Genomic DNA, 18,907 nt, shown 5'->3' with positions numbered 1-18,907 from the left:
ATTTCCGTTGCTCATATCTCAAGTCGGTTAAAACCGACTCAATGCAATTAAACCAGTTTGTTTTAACGGACTTGAGCTGCTCGCTGTGAGAATAAATTCTCACAGCGAGCTATGATATTGGTGCAAGATCTCAATCTACAAACAAAGCTCCCCCCGCACGCGATCGCAAAAACCCATCCCCAGCAACTAGCCATAGACGCAACATTGTAGTAAAATATACACCAGGCAAAAAAACGAACTCCTATGCCTGAAGACGATTATTATTATCAGCAGGAAGACTACATTGGTGCCGGGTTAGGATTTCCCATACAAGTCAACGTACAGGGTGGGATACAACTCAGTGCGAGTACGCCAAACATCGAAGAATCTATCATCATTATCCTGCGAACGGATTTGGGGGAACGGGTGTATCGCCCCAACTTTGGCTCTCGCCTGTCAGAATTAGTATTTGAACCGATGAACGTTCAAACCCTGATGCTAATCCGCCTGTACGTAGAAGAAGCTTTGGAAATGTGGGAACCGCGCATCATCCTCAAAGAAGTGCGTGCCGACCCCGACCCAGTCAGGGGTAAAGTAGATATTGAGATCGTTTATCAACCTAAAAATAGTCCCGATACTCGAAGTTTGGTTTATCCCTTTTATTTAGCACCAGAAGAAAAGTAACTGACGGGGGGACGGGGAGACGCGGGGACGGGTCGAAGTTTTATAGTGGATAATGCAACCTACTCGATATAAATTATGGACTTTGATTTTTTACCAAAATTACCGAAATCCGATCTCGACGACCGCAGTTTTGATGATTTAGTAGAAGAATGTATCCTTCGCATTCCTCGCTACTGTCCGGAATGGACAAATCATAACCCAGGCGATCCGGGAATAACTTTAATTGAACTGTTTTCTTGGTTAACCGACCAAATGTTAATGCGGTTCAATCAAGTTCCCCGGCGCAATTACGTCGCGTTTTTAGAATTGTTGGGAATTCGCCTGCAACCTCCCGCACCTGCTTGGTGCGAACTGACATTTTATTTAACTAAAGCACAACCGGAACCGATTAGAATTCCTGACTCGACTGAAGTCGCGACGGTGCGAACGGAAACCCAAGAAGCAATTATTTTCAGCACGGAGCGGGAATTGGTTATTGGCAATCCTAAAATTAGCCACTTCCTGACAGGTTATACCGAAGAAGATAGACCGCAAAATTTGCGGGAACGCACTCCCTTAAACAATCAATGGTGGACTCTAGAAGAAACGCTGCTATTCGAGCAATCCACTCCCGGTAACTGCTTTTATTTAGTCTTGCAAGAAGACCCAGAAAGCCCAATTATAGGAAATGTAATCGCTATTACTTTTAGAGGCGAAGCTGCTAGAACGACTGGGATTGATCCCGATGACCCTCCTTTGAGGTGGGAAGCTTGGAACGGTCAAACATGGCAACCCACTATTTTAAGAAAAAGAGAAGACGATAAAACAAAAGGATTCAGTTTTAGTGAAGTAGGACAGCTTGGCACCAATCCTTTAATCGACGGCGCCGATGTTGTGCTACACTTACCCCAACAATGGCCTAGCACCAATTTCGGCACTGAAGAATATCAGGGTCATTGGATACGCTGCGTTTACACAACTCCTAGAGAATTACAGCCAAGTTATAGCAGTTCACCCAGTATTGTTGGGATCAACGTTCGTTCGATTGGCGGTGCAGTAAATGCCAGCGAATGTATTCTGATTAAAGACGAATTTTTAGGAGTCAGCGATGGAAAACCGGGACAATCTTTTCAATTGCAAGGGAAACCTGTTTTAGAGCGAAAATCAGGCGAACATATTGAGGTAAGACCGATTAACGGTCAACCCGAAGATTGGATAGAAGTTGCCGATTTTGCCGACTCGGGTCCGGAGGACGAACATTATACTATAGATTCGCAAACTGGTACGATTCAATTTGGCCCGTTGATTCGAGAACCGGCACAATTAAAGCAGAGAACTAGAGAGAGATCGCAAATCCAACCCGCCAGCAGAATCGTCCGGCGAGATAGCACAGAAACCCGAAACTTATCCAATATCCAACCAAACTACGCCACCGATAACTTCAACGAAGCACTAGAACGACAATACGGCAAAGTTCCCCCACCAGGAGCAGAAATTTATATGGTTGCTTACCGCACAGGTGGGGGAAGTCGCGGCAACGTTCAAGCGGAAAAACTAACGGTTATTAAACAAGCAATTCCTTACGTTAAAAGCGTTATAAATTATCAACCCGCCATCGGAGGAATCGACCCCGAATCCTTAGATGAAGCAGTAATTAGAGTCCCGCAAATCTTGCGAACCAGGGAATCTGCCGTCACCCCAGAAGACTTCGAGAACGTCGCCAAAAAAGCCTCCAGATCCGTCGCTCGCGCTCATTGTCTCACCGATCCAATTAATGCCGCACCCGGTCGAGTCACGCTCCTAATTGTTCCCCAAATCAATACCGATACAATTGATTTTCGCCAAGGAATGAACCCGGAGCAGTATTTTAAACTTAACTCTCAATTGGAAACAACAATTATGGAATACATGCAAGACCGCAAACCATTGGGAGTGCAGGTAAAATTACAAGAACCCGAATATATCGGCGTCAGCGTCAGAACAGAAGTTATCATCGATCGAAACTACAACAACCCGCGCGCTCAAGAACAACTCCGCAATCAATTGCTAGTTACTTTATATCGCTTTCTCAATCCTCTTACTGGCGGAATCGAAGGAAAAGGTTGGGATTTAGGTCGTCCCGTCTATCCTTCCGATATTGTTGCCTTGTGCCAGAAAATTCCAGGCGTGCGATATTTAGGCATGGTAGAACTATTTGACTTGCGGAAATACGGCGAAGAATGGTTTCGCGAAGACACGCCGCAATCGATAATTAATCCAGGTTCTTTAGGATTGCTCTGTTCTTGGGCTAAAGCAGAAAATAGTCAACTAAATTCAGGTCATAACATCCAATTTTTTGATTAATAGGTAATAGGTAATTGGTAATTGGTAATCGGTAATCCGTAATGGAAAATACCAATCACCAGTCCCCTATTAGCAATCAGCAATTAGCAATTAGCAATTAGCAATTCCCAATGACCCAATCCAATTACCGTCCAACCTTAGCGATAAAACTTGCCTCGATGCAACCCCCCCAGGCAACAGACACCTCTGCAATAGCAAGCTTTGCCGGGAATAGTAAAGAAGAACAAATTACCAACAACCTGGTGGTTTTTCCAGGAGAACCAGGGGAAATGTTAGTACAGTTGGAAAATAAGGCAGGTCATCCGCTGCGGTGGCGGCTAGAAATTGAGGGAGATTTTCCCCAATCTTGGTGTAGTTGGTATCAGGAAGAAGCCGAAGAAATTGCCCCAAATCAAAAAGTAGATAAAACGCTGTACTTCCAAATTCCTGAAGATTTTTTTGAGAATCAATCTGCTTTGAATCAACAGCGATCGCGCTTAAAATTAAAGTACGAAACCCAATTGTATGTCTACGCAGAATTAGAAAACCAGCGGCAACTTCTTGCCTGTCCAGTTTTTAATCTTTTTGTTCGTCCCAGCAGTTCCTACGTCAATTTTTTACCCGGAATTTACCGCGAAATCGACTTTTTAGGCCGCTTTCTCAATATTTTCGAGCAAGCATTCGACCCTGCCGTTCAAACAATAGACGTTTTATGGGCATATTTAGACCCTTTAACCGCACCGGAAACCCTGTTACCTTTTCTAGCACAGTGGGTCGCTTGGCCCATCGATCCTCGTTGGGAAACCAAACATCAACGCCGTCTCATTCGCAATGCCGTAGAACTTTATCGCTGGCACGGAACGCGCCGAGGTCTGCGTTTTTACCTGCATCTTTACACGGGTTTACCGTTAGATGAAGATTTACCGGAAAGCGAAAAGCACATTAGCATAGAAGAGATTTTTAGTCAAGGTTTTGTGTTAGGAAAAACTATTACCGGCGTTGATTCGATGCTAGGGGGTGGACGTCCGTTTCACTTTATTGTCCGCCTGCGTCACGACCCAGGTCAGCAAATAGACGAACGGTTAGTTAGAGATATTATTGAGCGAGAAAAACCGGCTTTCTGCACCTACGATCTTTATATTGCTTGAACTGCCATTCCCATGAACACCGGGAATGTTGCGGCTTTCTGTTTTGCGGTGGCGGCTGATGGTACATTATCCCAAATTGCTCCCACGGCGACCCAGAAAATTTGGCGCAATACCGTGAGTCAGGTGCCAACCCTGACTTCGGGAAACACGAATGCACCCACAATTATGATTGGGGAAAAGGCAGCCGATTTGATTAAAGGTTCAAGTCAGGTTTCACAGCAAGAATATTTAACAATTGGCGATTTGGCGAAAAGTATAAACCAACAAACATAACCACACTCCAAAACTTTACCCATGCCTAATATTGTATTTTATCCCTATAACTGCCGTTCAAACAATCGTATTTTTTACGCAATTTTTACTGATTCAAAATGGAGATTTTCAGAGGGCATATCCAGCGTTATGCCAAAGTTTGATTCTCAGAATCAGGCTGATAGCTGAGTATTTATATAATTAAAAGTCTGCCCAATCATTCACTTTTACTAGCTGCGACTGTCTATGTGACAGTTGATGGTGAGGAATGTGGCCTATGCGCGAATTACTGAAATGAGAAAGCCAACGGGCAAAATGAGAAAGTAAATTGCCATAAAGCTTGGGGAAAATACCAAAATGAATGGGCGAATTACTGAAATGAGAAAGCAAACAAGCTTCATGAGAAAGTAAATTGCCATTTTGCTTGGGGAAAATACCAAAATGAATGCGCGAATTACTGAAATGAGAAAGCAAACGGGCAAAATGAGAAAGCAGATCGCTGGTATATTCCAGAATTTTGTCTCCTGGAATGTACAAATGTTCTATGGAAACAAGTCCGCTTTGATGGATTACCTCAAGCTGATGCAGAGGAAATCATCACCGACGACGAATTGCTGCAATTGATTGCACAAGCTGCCAGGGATAGAGTAATATCATGTCCGGTTGAATACTTATAATTCGGGCTGACGCCCAGACGCGGGGACGGGGGGACGGGTCGAGGTTTTTAATTACAAGTAATTAACCGGACATGATATAATATCATGTCCGGTCGATTACCCATAATTAGGAGTAGGGAACATGATTAACGTTATCTGTTTGTCCGAGATATCTATGATGTTCCCTAGTCGATTGGACAACTGACCAACCTGACCCAGCTAGTCATATCATGTCCCCAGGCATCGGTAGCGTTAGGCTAGCGGATGAGCAGGTGGGTAGGTGGGTAGGTGGGAGGGAAAAAAACAGCTTTTCGCACAATCGACTATATACAACCGATACAACCGGACATGATATCAAAGGGTAAATTGGTGGATGATAGCGCTGGCATTGCTGGCGATATCGAAAGTACTTGAACCACCTCTATACCAATTTTTTGCAGTTGATCAACCCCGGAAGCATTATTTGCAGGATTGTGATTATCTCCTCATCAGTACACCCCCATTTTTTGATCTCTTTTAGGACTTACGCAAAGAAACAAAGGGCGATCCGAAAAATCGTTGGTTTGGGAATCAGCGATATGCCTCCCTTCCGCACTCGCGTTCGAAGGTCGAAACCGGGTTTCTAGGCTCGTGGTGCGTAAGTCCTGTCTTTGTGAGAAATGCGGGCTTAAGTAGGTGAATATAAATAAACTCACCACAATGGCGGGCGAGAAGCCCACCCCACAAAACCTTCAATCTCTTGTGGGGTGGGCGTCCCGCCATAGGTAGGGATAGCTATTTTCACTTTATTTACCTGCACCTACTTATCCGCAGCGTTTCTGATGGCAACTCACCGAACATTTTTTTATAATCTCTGCCAAAATGCCCTGGACTCCAAAATCCCCAATCATCAGCCAACTGCATCACCGATGTTTTGCCAGGGTCAGCATTTTTCAAAGCGCGACGTACCCCATTGAGTCGTTGCATCTTGATATACGCCATTGGACTCATGCCAAAAATCTCTTTAAATCCATAACATAAGGCGCTACTGCTAGTTTGTAATTCGTCACATAGTTTTTGTAATGTTAAAGGTTTATCTCTATATAATTTAGCAATCTCTTCGGCTTTCTTGACAAGGGCATAACGGCGGAATGGTTTGGGCTGGTATCGTTTTTTTGGGGCGATCTTTCCCAGGGTATCGATCAGCAACGGCACAAAATCTTCCACAATCAAGGATGGCATCTGCGATTGCATAAATAATGATGGTTGGCTGCTGAAGATGTGAGTTATTTGCTGATAGTAAGCCTTCAAAAGGCGCAATGATGCAGAATGTAACCGGACGGAATTCTGCTGGAGAAACTTTTGCCCCAGGTCGCATCCCATTTGCTCGGCTAGGGAATGGAAAACTTGCTCATTCACACTGGCAAGGACTATGTGGGAGTCTTTCCCTGTGATGAAATCGGTTTCCCTCGTTGGATCAAACCCAACTATATGCTGTGCTTTGATCTGGCAACCATGAGACACCACTGGTGTTTGATCGGCTTGAAGTGCGATCGCAAATGTAAGGTCACTAGGAGACTTGAGTCCGATTGCTCTAATACCTTGATTTTGATTAACGTGGGTAAACTTCAGACTGCCAAAGTTGGCAAAATTAACACTCCCCAGAAAACAGCCAGGGGTTAACTGATTAACTGTGATATCCAGGGGTTTGATGGCTTCTGCAAAAGCATCAATATCATCAAACTGGCGAGTCACCACCAGAGAATCCGCCTGGGAGTTATGGTTAGCAATCAGCGACATAGATTGGGATTACGGCTGAGTAAAATCATCTGAGACATCGCTTGAGCGAGCTTAGATCAGACAAATGCGATTATACCCTCTCTAGTGGCGTTTACTCAGACACGCAAAAGTTGGAATTTTGGAATACTCGTTTTTCTCAAGTTGTGGGAATATTACATCTTGTGCATCGTTAGAGGGATTTTTGCAGGCAATTGGCTTTTTAGTTGCTGTAAGACTAAAAAGCGATATACATCAGGGATCATCTATCAGATTATCTTCGCTTCTGGAAAACTAGCCATTGCAAGCCTTTTGGTTTTTAGCACTTTATAGCAATGAATTTATGCCGCAAGCTCAGCCGATGGCTAACACCTGGTTTGGGCATAGGGGCATAGCGCCAGCTGCGCGAACGCACTTCAATCGTCTAACGATCGCAACTTGATAATCAATAGACCTCTGCAAAAAACAAACTCTTTGACAGGCGAGACGCCTATCCCACAAGAGTTGTTGGAGAATTCTAATACAAGGATATGTGATGACTAAACAATTCAACGGTACGATCGCTCTGGATATTCGCGATTCTGTCCCAGATTGGGAACCCTACGCAGAACCGAAAGCACCTGAAGGCTCACCCAATATTCTTTACATCGTCATTGATGATACGGGTTTTGGCGCGTGGGATATGTTTGGGGGCAAAATCAAAATGCCCAACTTTAATGAATACGTTGCCAAACCGGGTTTGATTTACACCAACTTCCACACCACGGCTTTGTGTTCTCCTACCCGTTCATCTCTTTTGAATGGGCGCAACGCCAACAGCAACGGGATGGCTTGCATTGAGGAAGCTACCAGTGGTTTCCCTGGTTCCAACGGTCGCATCCCCTTTGAAAATGCCTTACTGTCTGAAGTTTTGGTAGAACGGGGTTATAACACCTACGCCATTGGTAAATGGCATTTGCTCCCAGAAGAAGAAGCAAACATGGCTGCGACTAAGCGTCATTGGCCTCTCGGTCGCGGCTTTGAACGCTACTACGGATTCTTGGGGGGAGAAACTGACCAATGGTATCCCGACATCATCTACGATAACCATCTGATTGAGCCTCCCTACAAACCCGATATGGAGGACACAGAAAAAGGCTATCACTTGTCTAAAGATTTTGTAGACAAGGCGATTCAGTTTATTAAAGATGCCAAAGTCATCGCCCCAGATAAGCCCTGGATGCTGTATTTCTCTCCAGGTGCCAACCACGCCCCACACCAGATTTGGCCGCAGAAAATCTACGATTACGGATACAACACGGGAGAAATGGATGCTGACGGGAAATACCCGATGGAAACTAGCGTCTTTAAAGATGGCTATGAGAAATACCGTGAAGACGTTTTCACTAAGATGAAAGAGATGGGAATATTCCTAGACGATACCGAATTACCTCCTATCAACCCTCATGGCGAACACCTGCATGAAGAGGGTAAACCAGACTTTGTCGGTCCTGCTGGTCAACCTTGGCCGCAAACTGAGTATGTCAGACCTTGGGATACTTTGACGGATCAAGAGAAAGAACTGTTTGTCCGCATGGCCGAGACTTACGCCGCCTTCTCGACCTATACCGATGAACAAATCGGTCGCTTGTTCAAGTATCTCGAAGATTCGGGACAACTAGACAACACGATTATCATTGCCCTAGCAGACAATGGTGCCAGTGCAGAAGGTGGTCCCAACGGCTCAGTCAACGAAAACTTGTTCTTCAACGACATTCCTGACGACCCTGGATACAACTACAGTAAAATCGGTGTTCTCGGAACAGACCAAACCTACAACCACTACCCTACAGGTTGGGCTTGTGCCTTTGATACACCCTTCAAATACTGGAAACGGTGGTCGGGCTACGAAGGAGGATCTGCTGCTCCTTTCATGATTTCCTGGCCCCAGGGCATCCCAAAGGCCAAAGACTTAAAGCCAGATTTCCGCAAACAGTACATTCATGCCGTGGATCTTGTCCCCACCCTCTATGAGTGTCTGGGTTTAGAGCCGCCAGAGGTCGTGAAAGGCTATACCCAAAATCCAATTGAGGGCATCAGCTTTAAGTATACTTTTGCACCTGGGTATGCCGATCCCAATTACGTTGCCCCCGATGACGATCCGAACAAGCCTAAAAAAGTAAAACAGACTCAGTTCTATGCCATGTTGGGAACCCGGGGGATCTATCACAAAGGCTGGCACGCCTGTACCTTCCATCCGCCCACACCTTCTGATTGGAGCAATTTTCCACTTGATAAGTGGGAACTGTATTTCATGGCAGAGGACCCGAATTTGACTGATCGGGAGAAAGAACAATTGACACAATTGAAAGATCAGTACCCATTCGTCGCAGACCCAACTCAGTGCAAAGACTTAGCCGAACAATTCCCTGAAAAGCTCGAAGAGATGAAGAACATCTGGTTCGCGCAAGCTGGCAAGTACAATGGACTACCTCTCGACGATCGCTCAACATCTGAGGTGTTAGGTGAACCTCGTCCCCAGTTGAGTGAGCCGCGAAATGACTATACTTACTACCCCGGTTGTTCGGAAGTCCCGGAAGCGGTAGCTGTCAACATTCGGGGTCGGTCTTACAAGATTACCGCAACGGTTGATTTCTCCAATTCAGAAGAGATCTCGGCAGTACCCGCGATTCAAGGAATGACTTTATCCGTGGGTGGTCAACTCCATCAGATTTCTGGACCTATGGACTTGTCACAAGGAGCAACAATCAACATCGGCGGTCGCTCCTATAACATCAAAACAGTAGTTGAGAAAGTCCCAACTCTGCCAGCAAAGGTTTTACCGGAACTAAACCAACAAGTCAAAGGGGTTCTTTTCGCCCACGGCGGACGTTTTGGCGGTCACAGTCTTTACATCCATGAAAACCAGCTTTGTTATGTCTATAACTGGCTGGGACAATATGAACAAAAAGTCAGTTGTCCCCTCCCAGAAAATCCCAGTGGCTGTTATACCTTCTCTGCCCAGTTTGATAAGACTGATACAGACGATCAAAACAGCACCTTGGGAAATGTCAGTCTGTATATCAACGATGAGCAGCAAAATCTAGACATCTCTATTAACGGGGAGTTATTGCCGTCAGGACAAACAGCAGAGTTCAAGACCCAACCCGGCAAATTTTCCCTCTCTGGTGAAGGGTTGAATGTTGGTCGAGATGGCGGACAGCCAGTATCCCGTGATTATGAATCACCCGGTGAATTTGAAGGAGCAACGATTCAACAGGTCGTTGTCCATGTAGAAAATGATCAAGAAGAAACAAATACAGAAAAAGAGTTCGCTGGCATGTTATGGCGCGACTAATTTCACCAGCCCACAGTGAGTATTAGTTTGTCAAGCAAGTTTTGATAGGAATAACACTTCCTTAACCAAAACTTGACCCAACCCAGATTCCCGACTTCTTGAAGAAGTCGGGAATCTAAATCCAACCCAGATTCCCGACTTCTTGAAGAAGTCGGGAATCTAAATCCATTCGACTACTTAATTAAATCTTGCCAAAAATCCCCAAGTTAGTATGACTTCAGTATCCCCAAAACCCCAAAACTCAGTTTCTCCTCCCAGTAGACCACCACAAAAAGATATGGTGTGGATTCCAGGAGGTACATTTCAGATGGGATCTGCCAACCCCAAGTATCCCGAAGAAGGACCAATTCACACTGTAACCGTTAGCGGTTTTTGGATTGATAAATATCCTGTCACCAACAAGCAATTTCAGAAATTTGTCAAAGAAACTGGATACGTTACCTTTGCCGAAAAAGCCCCGAAGGCAGAAGATTATCCTGATGCTAACCCAGAACAGCTAGTGCCAGGTTCGGCTGTATTTATCAAACCAAATCGCCCTGTAGATCCCCAGACTTTCTGTTGGTGGCAGTATGTACCTGGTGCTAACTGGCGACACCCTTTAGGTCCGGGGAGTTCGATTAAGGGTAAAGAAAATCACCCGGTGGTCCATATTGTCTATGAAGATGTTGTTGCTTATGCTGAATGGGCAGGAAAACAACTCTCGACGGAAGCACAGTGGGAATTTGCCGCGCGGGGTGGCTTAGAAGGGGCTGAATTTGCTTGGGGTGATAAATTTATGCCCCAAGATAAACCGATGGCTAACACCTGGTTGGGGCAGTTTCCTTGGCAAAATCTCAAATCTGTGCCACCAGGGACAGAAGCAGTTGGTTCTTACCCCCCAAATGGCTACGGACTCTACGATATGATTGGCAATGTTTGGGAGTGGACAGAGGACTGGTATCAGGAAAAACATCCAGAAAACCCAACTAAATCTTGCTGCATCCCCAAAAATCCTAGAGGTGGTACAGAAAACGATAGCTATGACCGTAAAGTACCACCCTCTATGCAGAAACCTCGTAAGGTACTCAAGGGAGGATCGTTCCTCTGTGCGCCTAACTACTGTTCTCGCTACCGTCCCGCCGCCAGATATCCAGAAGCAATTGATACTTCGACGAACCACATTGGTTTTCGATGTGTAATCAATGTTGATTGAGAAGCAGCACTCGGAAAACTATCAGCAGATGTCTATTAACCCACATTCTTTCCCTGAAGTGTCACACTACGAATTTTGGTCGATTGAAGTTTGGGGACTAGCGACTGGGAGGAATAATTTAAGTAGTTAAAGTATTTTATATTACCAGTCGCTAGACTCCAATCCCGTGAAAACCGATTGTGCTGGTCGAGGGTGCGGAATGTGGGTTTTAACAAAACAGTCAAATTTGCTGGCGATAGTTGCCATATTAGTATCTGTTGGAACTTGTGCCTTCGTGCCAATACTGATTCGATCGTCCCAGACCGAAGTGGGACCAGATGCGACCATCTTTAACCGCTACTTGATAGCAACAACGGTTTTACTATTATGGAATGGCTTGGGGACTGCACACCGCTAGGACTTACGCAAAGAAACCCGGTTTCTTTGCTGGTTGTCCAGATGCCCAAACCATCGCTTATGACTCCAAGACTCTTTGGTCAATTCTGACACAGAATTATTTATCGCTTTATGCAGAACGCTAATGTTGCTGCTGTAGCTGGTGCATATGATTAAATAACTTCCAGCAATATTGCTCTGAAAGTCCGCAAGTTACGGCACCGCGCAGCACAACATTGAAATACCAGTCATTGGGCGCAATTTCTTCTGGCAATTTATCGACAACTACATAAGTTCGTACATTGTTATACAGTTTTTCTCGGCAGGATACGCTTATAATTTCATGTCGATAGCCGCCGCGAGGCACTTCTTCTCGTTCGTCGAGGGCGTCGCTAAACCGCCAAGGTAACCGATACAGCACTCCTTCTACATGGGATGCTGAGTCTGGAACGACATCCAGCGCCCCACATTGGCGACGCGCTGAGAGGCGGTAAAAACCCAGTCTATACCCTTTAAGCGTTGCTACACCAATGACGTAGTTATGCGTGTTTTCACCGAAAGTCCGCTTCAAATCAACCGGACACATGCAGGAACCGTAGGCGAAATAATAAAATGTCGGTTCTTTCTGGCGCTGCTGTTGCGGGTTGTCAGGTAGTTCGCAAGGGTTGGCTATTGTCTGAAACTGGTGTGGCGGGCTAGGTTCAATGCTCATAAACGACTAAGAGTTCTCGATCAAAAAATTATAAAATAACATAACTCGATAGAAAAACCGTAGATTTAGGGAGATAGGGAATGAGAAGAATACAACTAAATACCCGATTTCTCATCCCCATGTCGGCTATCTGGTTAAGATGATCGGGACTTATATCATGTCCAATAGCAACGGTTGTGTAAGTGCTAATAGCTAATCGCTAATGGCTGCTCTCTGGCTATTGACAATTAGCCAGAGAGCAATTAGCCATCCATACACTACCGATACCTAAGGACATGATATTACGCAAACACCAAAGTTTCTCTGAAAAATCGTCGCTTTGGAATTAGAGATCTAGGCAGAAACAAAGGTGATAGGTGAGTCGTGGGTAAGTCCTGATGATATTAGAATTCAAAATCTTCTTTGACTTTGGCATCATTCAAACTCACCTCGACGCTAAAGCGTTTTCCAGGTTCACCTTTAAAGGATTTTAGTTGAATATAATTGTCTTGACTTCTGGAAGTCACGTCTTGAAGAACTTTCCCCGCTTTAGACAGCAAAGTTAATTTAAGATCGGGTGGCAAGTACTTTTGACCGCTCGTCGGATGTAACTGAAGTAAAATTCTTAATTTTTCATCAGTTTCTTCGATAACGTTCACTAGCAAGGCGATAGTTTGACTGTCCAGTTGTATGCCTAAATCAATAAGTTTGCATCTGATAGCACCCGATTCAACATTTCTGGTACTCCAAGCTAAACCAGCTTCTGGACTTATCAAGGCGTCAATTGCTTGCCATGTGTCGTCAAAAATATTTTCTAACCATTGACTTAACTTGGTTCTGGTTTCCTTGACAGATTTAAGTAAATTTTCAGAAGTTTTTGTGGCGGCAGCGACAGGTAAATTGAAAGCTGACGGCGACAAGAAACGGCAGTAAGATAACAGGTGATTTGGCTCAGTATCGAATACATCCAGTGGGATATGGTAACAACCGTCTTGGCACAGTTGTAAATTAAATTGACTTAAGCAATCGACGAGTTGATTGTAATTTAAAAAGCCTCTGATAATTACTTGCTCTGCTTCTTCTAGTACCTCAATCACCACATAAAAATGAGCAATTATTTCTGGGTATTGGATGATATTTTGAGGTATATTTACCACTTCATCAAGTAGGTGTTCGGTAGCGATCGCACAAAATTTAAACTCCCCCAATCCATCTGGTATTCTTGCCTTCAGCCATTCTTCAAAGCTAACTTGTGCCAGTGCGTTGAGATAAGTTTGCCACTGATTTGCTTCATCAGTTACTTTGTTGCTTAACTCTCTTGCTTGCTCAAAGTGTTCTGGTTCAAGCTCTATAACTTCGGGTGAAAAAAGTCTGAAATCTGTTAAACTCATGGGGGAAATAAGCATGACTTTACTCCTTTTGTTGTTTAGGGATGTTGTTCAAAATAAACACGAAGTTGTTGAGCATATAAGCTGTTCATCTCGCGGTTTTTCCCCGCTCTAATTTCTTCGACAGCTGCTTGGAAAACTTCTCTATCGGCAAAAGCTTCTGTAAGTTCAACTATGGTTTTGAGATAATCTGGTTCCGGGGGAATTTGAGTTAAACCCATACTTTGTGCCTTTTTCAAAATCTTGTCCAGAAATTTTTGCCCGGTCAATGTTCGTATTTTATTGAGAAGTTCTCCCGGATTTAAGATGCGCCTTGCTTGATCCCAACTGGTCATCCCTAAAGCAGGAGCGATTTCTTTTAAGGATAAGCTTTGACAGTAATATAATTTTAAACCGGGAATGAATTTTTGAGCAAAATTAGCATACTTTCGGCTTTTTTGCAACTCGGTAATGCGCGAGGGTATTTCTTGCAGAATGGATTGGGTCAATGCTAACCTCAACTCCTGATGCAGAAAATCCATAAGTTCCCGCTGTTCTAGATCTAATTCATTGAAAGAATCGTGGGGTAAATCTGGTCTGAGTACATCACTTCCTGTGTCGGGGTCGTGAATTTCTAAAGGTTCTCTATAACTCCAAATGTCATACTGCCTCAATTGCGTTGCTAGCTGTTTCAGTCCTTTCATTAACTCGATTGGAGTCATGACAATATTTTGTTTCTGCAAGTGGGTGAGCATTTCTTGCAGTTGTTCGCTGGAAGGATCTGGGGATTTTTTGGTGACTTTTTGTTGCTGCTGGCGTCTGTCTCGACGGTAGACAGCGTGAAAGACTTCTACTAGGATGCGATCGCGCTCTGATAACCTTTCTATTTGCTTGGGTCTAGCTCGATTCAACAGCGCCCAATCACTCAAATTTTTCCAGCCAAATTCTGATAAAAAATATTTGAGATCTTGATTTTGTTTAGTTTGCAAGTAAGCCCAATTGGCTAAACTCATGCTCGATTTTGATTCTGAATTAAAGGTTCGCAACACTTCAACGGTGAAATATTTGTAAGTTGTTGTGCTAGCTTGACCCCGATCGTTCAAGACGAGTTGAGTTTTGCGATCGCTATCCAAAATAATTGCAGCTTGACCATCGTCATTGAGAACGTAAGGCAGCAAATCTCTATAAGTAAAAGACTTGTCACCGCCGAACAGATTATCTATTTTTTGACAAGCTTTGAGGATAGGATAAGAAACATTACACCTCAAACAAAGCCCAGCATTGGCACGAGTTGCGGCATCAACAGAACCCTTTTTGCTATGAAAGTAGGAAATTAAAATCGCTTGAATATCTCGATTTTTAGCAGCGTCAGAATTGGAAAAATCTTCTAAGTGTTTTTGAAAAAACTCCTGTGCCGCAGGAATGACCCGATATTCGTATCCAACTATCTCAGATTTCAAACTAATTTGGCACAGTTTCCAGTATTGCCACACAGGTGCGATCTCTCCCATAGGTTGTTTGAGAAATGATTGACTACTTGCGGTACTTGCCATCAAAGGATTAGACATCAGTGTCCTCCTGGATAGATTGAATTTGATTTCAGACTTTTGTCTGTTGAGGACTTACGCAAAGAAACCGGGTTTTTATGAAAAATTGTCGCTTGAGAACTAGAGATTGCAGCAAAAAACCCGGTTTCTCCGATCCTCGTGCGTAAGTCCTGTGTTGTTAACTCATCCAGTTGCATGGAATAAATAGATGCACGGGTTTTGAGCTTATGCAGTTTTCGGGAACCTACCTCTACTATCATTAGACTTCGATCATATCTCTTTTGGGGTAGGTATCCTGCCTGCCTTTGACTTTATTTTTTGGAGAAGTCTCTTAGACTGCCAATAATTTTCTGAAATCCCGTTCTATGTAATCTGCTTCGCGGAAAGGTTTACCACCAAGCTCAACCCAAGAATGCGATCGAAACGGTTCAGTGGCAACACCCACACACAAAGTTGCCGATAACCGCTTACTCAAAGCAAACAGAACAAAAGCCAAAGATAACTCCAAACAAGCTGCCCTTCCCAAGAAAAAAAAGCTCGATTGACGCACCGCTGACCAGGCAATATCTGCCTCCTCAACACCGATTTCACGCTGACAAAGATGCTTCAACCCACCGAGAATTTTAGATATAGTTTCAAATGGCAGACAACGCACAGCGATATACGCAACAACTACCGTACAGAATCCCATCAAACGTTCTATCAAACTCAGTTTCACAGTAATTGGTTTTAGCGACATTTCCCAATCCATAATTTCCTCCTTATTTACATCTTATAACCAAAATTTTTTTGTTTTGTGGGGTGGGCATCTTGCCCGCCCCACATATTTTTGCCACAGTTATACTAATTCACGAAGACACCCGCTCAATCAGTCCAACTTTCAGCAAAGAACTTACCAGCGACTCCATATCTTTTCTGACAACATCTGCATCAACTTCATATTGAGACAACACCTGTTTCAGCGCCCCTTCAAACTCACCCGTTTGCCTCAGAGACTTCCAAAAATCAGCGGCACTTCCATTCAAAGCGTAGTAAACATTTTTCCGTAAATCCAATAGCACAGCACTGTCATCAAATAATGTTGTCGCTATGTATTCGGGTACGCAAATATCTTTCATTGTCTTGTCCTCCTTTTATTTCGTAACCTAGAAAATTAAACTTTAGTTTCCATCCAGAAACTACTATTAGCCTCTACAACACGACGCAGCCAGAGTTCCATCGCCAGTACCTGACTGAAATACCACGAACCAGGAGCGAGTCCCATACTAAACTGCTGCATAAAAGCATGGAGATCTCTGAGATCAATCAAACCCATCTCAGCCAACAGAGAAGTTTGGAATAATTCGGCGATCGCAGCCTGATTTTTGCGGAAACCGACAATCTCATCAACTGTGTAATCACCTTTAGTAGTGCGTGTAAAAATGCTCTGAGGCAAATCGCGTTCAAGCGCTTTGGGCAGAAGCGGTTTGTATGTAAATGGATTTGTTCGTTCCTCTGGAGGGGCAGAGAGACAGGCATCAATTACCAACGAATCAAGAAAGGGAAATTCTAAATTGACATCAAAAGTTTCAGCTATCTGCTGTTGAACTAAACTGTGGAATGCGGTTCCCTGTATCGCAGCTATAGAGTTTTGTTCTCCGGGAGAGTCGGCAAAAGGTGTTGCGACAGTTGCCCAATTCTGTAGCGAAGTAGCAACTAAATCCACAGTTTTTTTCGTACACCAACTAGCAATATTCGGAACAGAATCCCATACCATGTCCTCGCTTACAGAATGCTCGTCTATCAGCATCTGGGACGATAACTGTCTAGTCATCAGTTTTCTAGCTTGTTGAAGTATCCACCGACGATATGAAGTGAAACTCAAACCAAAAGCACCATTTATTAAAGCTAGTGGCGACAAATGGCTAACACGAGACCACCCATAAGCGTGTTGGAAAAATGTTTTTATCTTGGCGCGGCGTAATAAATCTGCCAAATAGGAATGAGAGGCTAAAAGCACCGCATCTCCACCCTCTCCACTCAGATGAAGTTGAGAGCCTTTCGACCTAATAATTCCCATCTCGTAGCTGATTTGGCCTATATCGAGCATACTTGGCTCTGGTGCATCTGTGAGAGGAATTGATTCCAAGTTACTATACTCGGCAGGCAGCTCGTGACTCTGAATCATTACCGATTCAATATTTGGGTAAAGAGCGGCTGCATGAGTAGCCCATTTAACGTCTTCTGATTCATTTTCGGAAACGCTCTTGACAGTTATTGTATGTAACTTATCACCCGGCAACGCTAGGTTCTTTGCTGCTATTAAAGCCAAAGTAGTTGAATCAAAACCACCGCTCAAGTCGCTTGTAATGTTATCGTATAAGCGCACTCTACCTGCAACAGCAGTTATTAGCTGTTCGCGCAATTTTTCGGCAGCTTCAGAGAAACTACTGTATTCCTGTGGTGCGTGCCAATACCGCTTACACGTCGGTTTACCCGAAGATATTTGTAAATAATGACCGGGGGGAATAGCTTGTACTTGGCAAAAAGGAGAGCGATTTTGTAGATTGTTTAGCGTTGTCAAACCTGCTAAAGAATTAGCCAGCCAACAGGGATCTACTTCTGCCTTGAGTAATTGCTGTAGGGCGACTCCCAACGAAGAGTAAACTATAAAATCATCATGCATTGCATAAAACACGGGTCTAAGACCAGCCACATCTACAAATACGTATGTGTCAGTCTCGTTTTGAACAATCAGGTTATAGTTACCAGGCAATCTAATTAGTTGGCTGTAGTCGTTTTTTTTGACAGCATTTTGTAACAACTCAACCAAAGTTTCATAAGGTGCTAGGCAAGTACCAACTATAGCCAGTCGAACAGTACCTTCAAAAATCGTAGTTACTTGCTGTTTTTTCCAAGTTCCGCATACCCAAAAGGAATTCGCCCCCTGCCAAACTATTTTTCCATCTATTGGTTTAGGAAGGGTTGCTCCTGAAGAATTAATTCTTGATGAAAAACCACAAAACCAGCGTTTCATAGGTTTTCTCCTGCTTTTACTAACTGGGCAAATGTACAAAGGTAAACCTTGGTTCCTGGTTTTTTTAACTCAGGAACCAGGAAACCTGAGAGACTTCTGAACAACTGAACCCGTTGGTTGATCGACTTACGATTTGATTGCCCAGGCCGTCCCCTTGAGGGGACGACGTTGAGTGATTTACTCTGGGTTAGTGGCAAATTAGCGGTAGTAGTAACGCCGATGATCGCGGTGTCCCTGGCGGTAGCGCCCCAATGTGGCCTTAATCGCATCACCCACTTCAATTAGTTGGGGTTTACGGTATTGTTTGGTGTCCATTTTTTTCTCCTATTTATTGGTTGCTTGGAATTGATTTTCGATTTGATTGCCCAGGCCGTCCCCTTGAGGGGACGACGTTGAGTGATTTACTCTGGGTTAGTGGCAAATTAGCGGTAGTAGTAACGCCGATGATCGCGGTGTCCCTGGCGGTAGCGCCCCAATGTTGCCTTAATCGCATCACCCACTTCAATTAGTTGGGGTTTACGGTATTGTTTGGTGTCCATTTTTTTCTCCTATTTATTGGTTGCTTGGAATTGATTTTCGATTTGATTGCCCAGGCCGTCCCCTTGAG

15 protein-coding genes are annotated in these 18,907 nt (G+C 44.1%); 7 read left to right on the top strand and 8 right to left on the bottom strand.

Annotation, left to right across the window (positions count from 1 at the left end):
* Nucleotides 1-243 precede the first annotated feature (243 nt).
* The 4 genes from MiSe_RS02365 to MiSe_RS02350 all read left to right on the top strand — a co-directional run bounded on the left by MiSe_RS02365 (nt 244) and on the right by MiSe_RS02350 (nt 4,385).
* Nucleotides 244-663 carry a GPW/gp25 family protein gene (locus MiSe_RS02365; RefSeq protein WP_226574048.1) on the top strand — a complete coding sequence of 140 codons (420 nt, stop codon included), beginning with the start codon at nt 244-246 and terminating at the stop codon, nt 661-663.
* Nucleotides 664-738: 75 nt separating this feature from the next.
* Nucleotides 739-2,985 carry a putative baseplate assembly protein gene (locus MiSe_RS02360; protein ID WP_226574045.1) on the top strand — a complete coding sequence of 749 codons (2,247 nt, stop codon included), beginning with the start codon at nt 739-741 and terminating at the stop codon, nt 2,983-2,985.
* Nucleotides 2,986-3,095: 110 nt separating this feature from the next.
* On the top strand, nt 3,096-4,112 hold the full coding sequence (locus tag MiSe_RS02355; protein ID WP_226574042.1) for a phage tail protein: 1,017 nt from the start codon (nt 3,096-3,098) through the stop codon (nt 4,110-4,112).
* Between the two features lie 12 nt (nt 4,113-4,124).
* Entirely contained in the window at nt 4,125-4,385 is a 261-nt protein-coding gene (locus MiSe_RS02350) for a hypothetical protein (protein WP_226574039.1), read from the top strand.
* 180 nt (nt 4,386-4,565) lie between these two features.
* Here MiSe_RS02350 and MiSe_RS02345 read toward each other — a convergent pair whose 3' ends face one another.
* Nucleotides 4,566-4,901 carry a hypothetical protein gene (locus MiSe_RS02345; protein ID WP_226574036.1) on the bottom strand — a complete coding sequence of 112 codons (336 nt, stop codon included), beginning with the start codon at nt 4,899-4,901 and terminating at the stop codon, nt 4,566-4,568.
* Between the two features lie 908 nt (nt 4,902-5,809).
* The gene (locus MiSe_RS02340) at nt 5,810-6,799 is read right to left on the bottom strand and encodes an AraC family transcriptional regulator (protein ID WP_226574032.1); all 990 of its coding nucleotides are present in this window, start codon (nt 6,797-6,799) and stop codon (nt 5,810-5,812) included.
* 511 nt (nt 6,800-7,310) lie between these two features.
* Between MiSe_RS02340 and MiSe_RS02335 the strand changes: the two genes are divergently transcribed.
* From MiSe_RS02335 to MiSe_RS02325, 3 genes are all read left to right on the top strand, one after another.
* Complete coding sequence (locus tag MiSe_RS02335) at nt 7,311-10,112, top strand: arylsulfatase (protein ID WP_226574029.1); 2,802 nt, start codon at nt 7,311-7,313, stop codon at nt 10,110-10,112.
* Between the two features lie 211 nt (nt 10,113-10,323).
* On the top strand, nt 10,324-11,304 hold the full coding sequence (locus MiSe_RS02330; protein WP_226574026.1) for a formylglycine-generating enzyme family protein: 981 nt from the start codon (nt 10,324-10,326) through the stop codon (nt 11,302-11,304).
* Nucleotides 11,305-11,503: 199 nt separating this feature from the next.
* Nucleotides 11,504-11,701: a hypothetical protein gene (locus tag MiSe_RS02325; protein ID WP_226574023.1), complete on the top strand. Its 198-nt coding sequence runs from the start codon at nt 11,504-11,506 to the stop codon at nt 11,699-11,701.
* A gap of 120 nt (nt 11,702-11,821) precedes the next feature.
* Here MiSe_RS02325 and MiSe_RS02320 read toward each other — a convergent pair whose 3' ends face one another.
* From MiSe_RS02320 to MiSe_RS02295, 6 genes are all read right to left on the bottom strand, one after another.
* On the bottom strand, nt 11,822-12,391 hold the full coding sequence (locus tag MiSe_RS02320) for a gamma-glutamylcyclotransferase family protein (RefSeq protein ID WP_226574020.1): 570 nt from the start codon (nt 12,389-12,391) through the stop codon (nt 11,822-11,824).
* A gap of 383 nt (nt 12,392-12,774) precedes the next feature.
* Nucleotides 12,775-13,776 (bottom strand): DUF1822 family protein, encoded by a 1,002-nt coding sequence (locus tag MiSe_RS02315; protein WP_226574018.1) that lies wholly within the window; start codon nt 13,774-13,776, stop codon nt 12,775-12,777.
* A 20-nt stretch (nt 13,777-13,796) separates the two neighbouring features.
* Nucleotides 13,797-15,305, bottom strand: coding sequence for a hypothetical protein (locus tag MiSe_RS02310; RefSeq protein WP_226574014.1), 1,509 nt, complete (start codon nt 15,303-15,305; stop codon nt 13,797-13,799).
* Nucleotides 15,306-15,615: 310 nt separating this feature from the next.
* Nucleotides 15,616-16,035, bottom strand: coding sequence for a lasso peptide biosynthesis B2 protein (locus MiSe_RS02305; protein WP_226574000.1), 420 nt, complete (start codon nt 16,033-16,035; stop codon nt 15,616-15,618).
* Between the two features lie 97 nt (nt 16,036-16,132).
* Nucleotides 16,133-16,402, bottom strand: coding sequence for a PqqD family protein (locus MiSe_RS02300; protein WP_226573997.1), 270 nt, complete (start codon nt 16,400-16,402; stop codon nt 16,133-16,135).
* A 35-nt stretch (nt 16,403-16,437) separates the two neighbouring features.
* The gene (locus MiSe_RS02295) at nt 16,438-18,300 is read right to left on the bottom strand and encodes an albusnodin/ikarugamycin family macrolactam cyclase (protein WP_226573994.1); all 1,863 of its coding nucleotides are present in this window, start codon (nt 18,298-18,300) and stop codon (nt 16,438-16,440) included.
* Nucleotides 18,301-18,907 lie beyond the last annotated feature (607 nt).

The sequence above is a fragment of the Microseira wollei NIES-4236 genome (genome assembly GCF_020521235.1).
Taxonomy (GTDB): Bacteria; Cyanobacteriota; Cyanobacteriia; order Cyanobacteriales; family Aerosakkonemataceae; genus Microseira; species Microseira wollei.
This window is presented reverse-complemented; position numbering and strand designations above follow the sequence as displayed.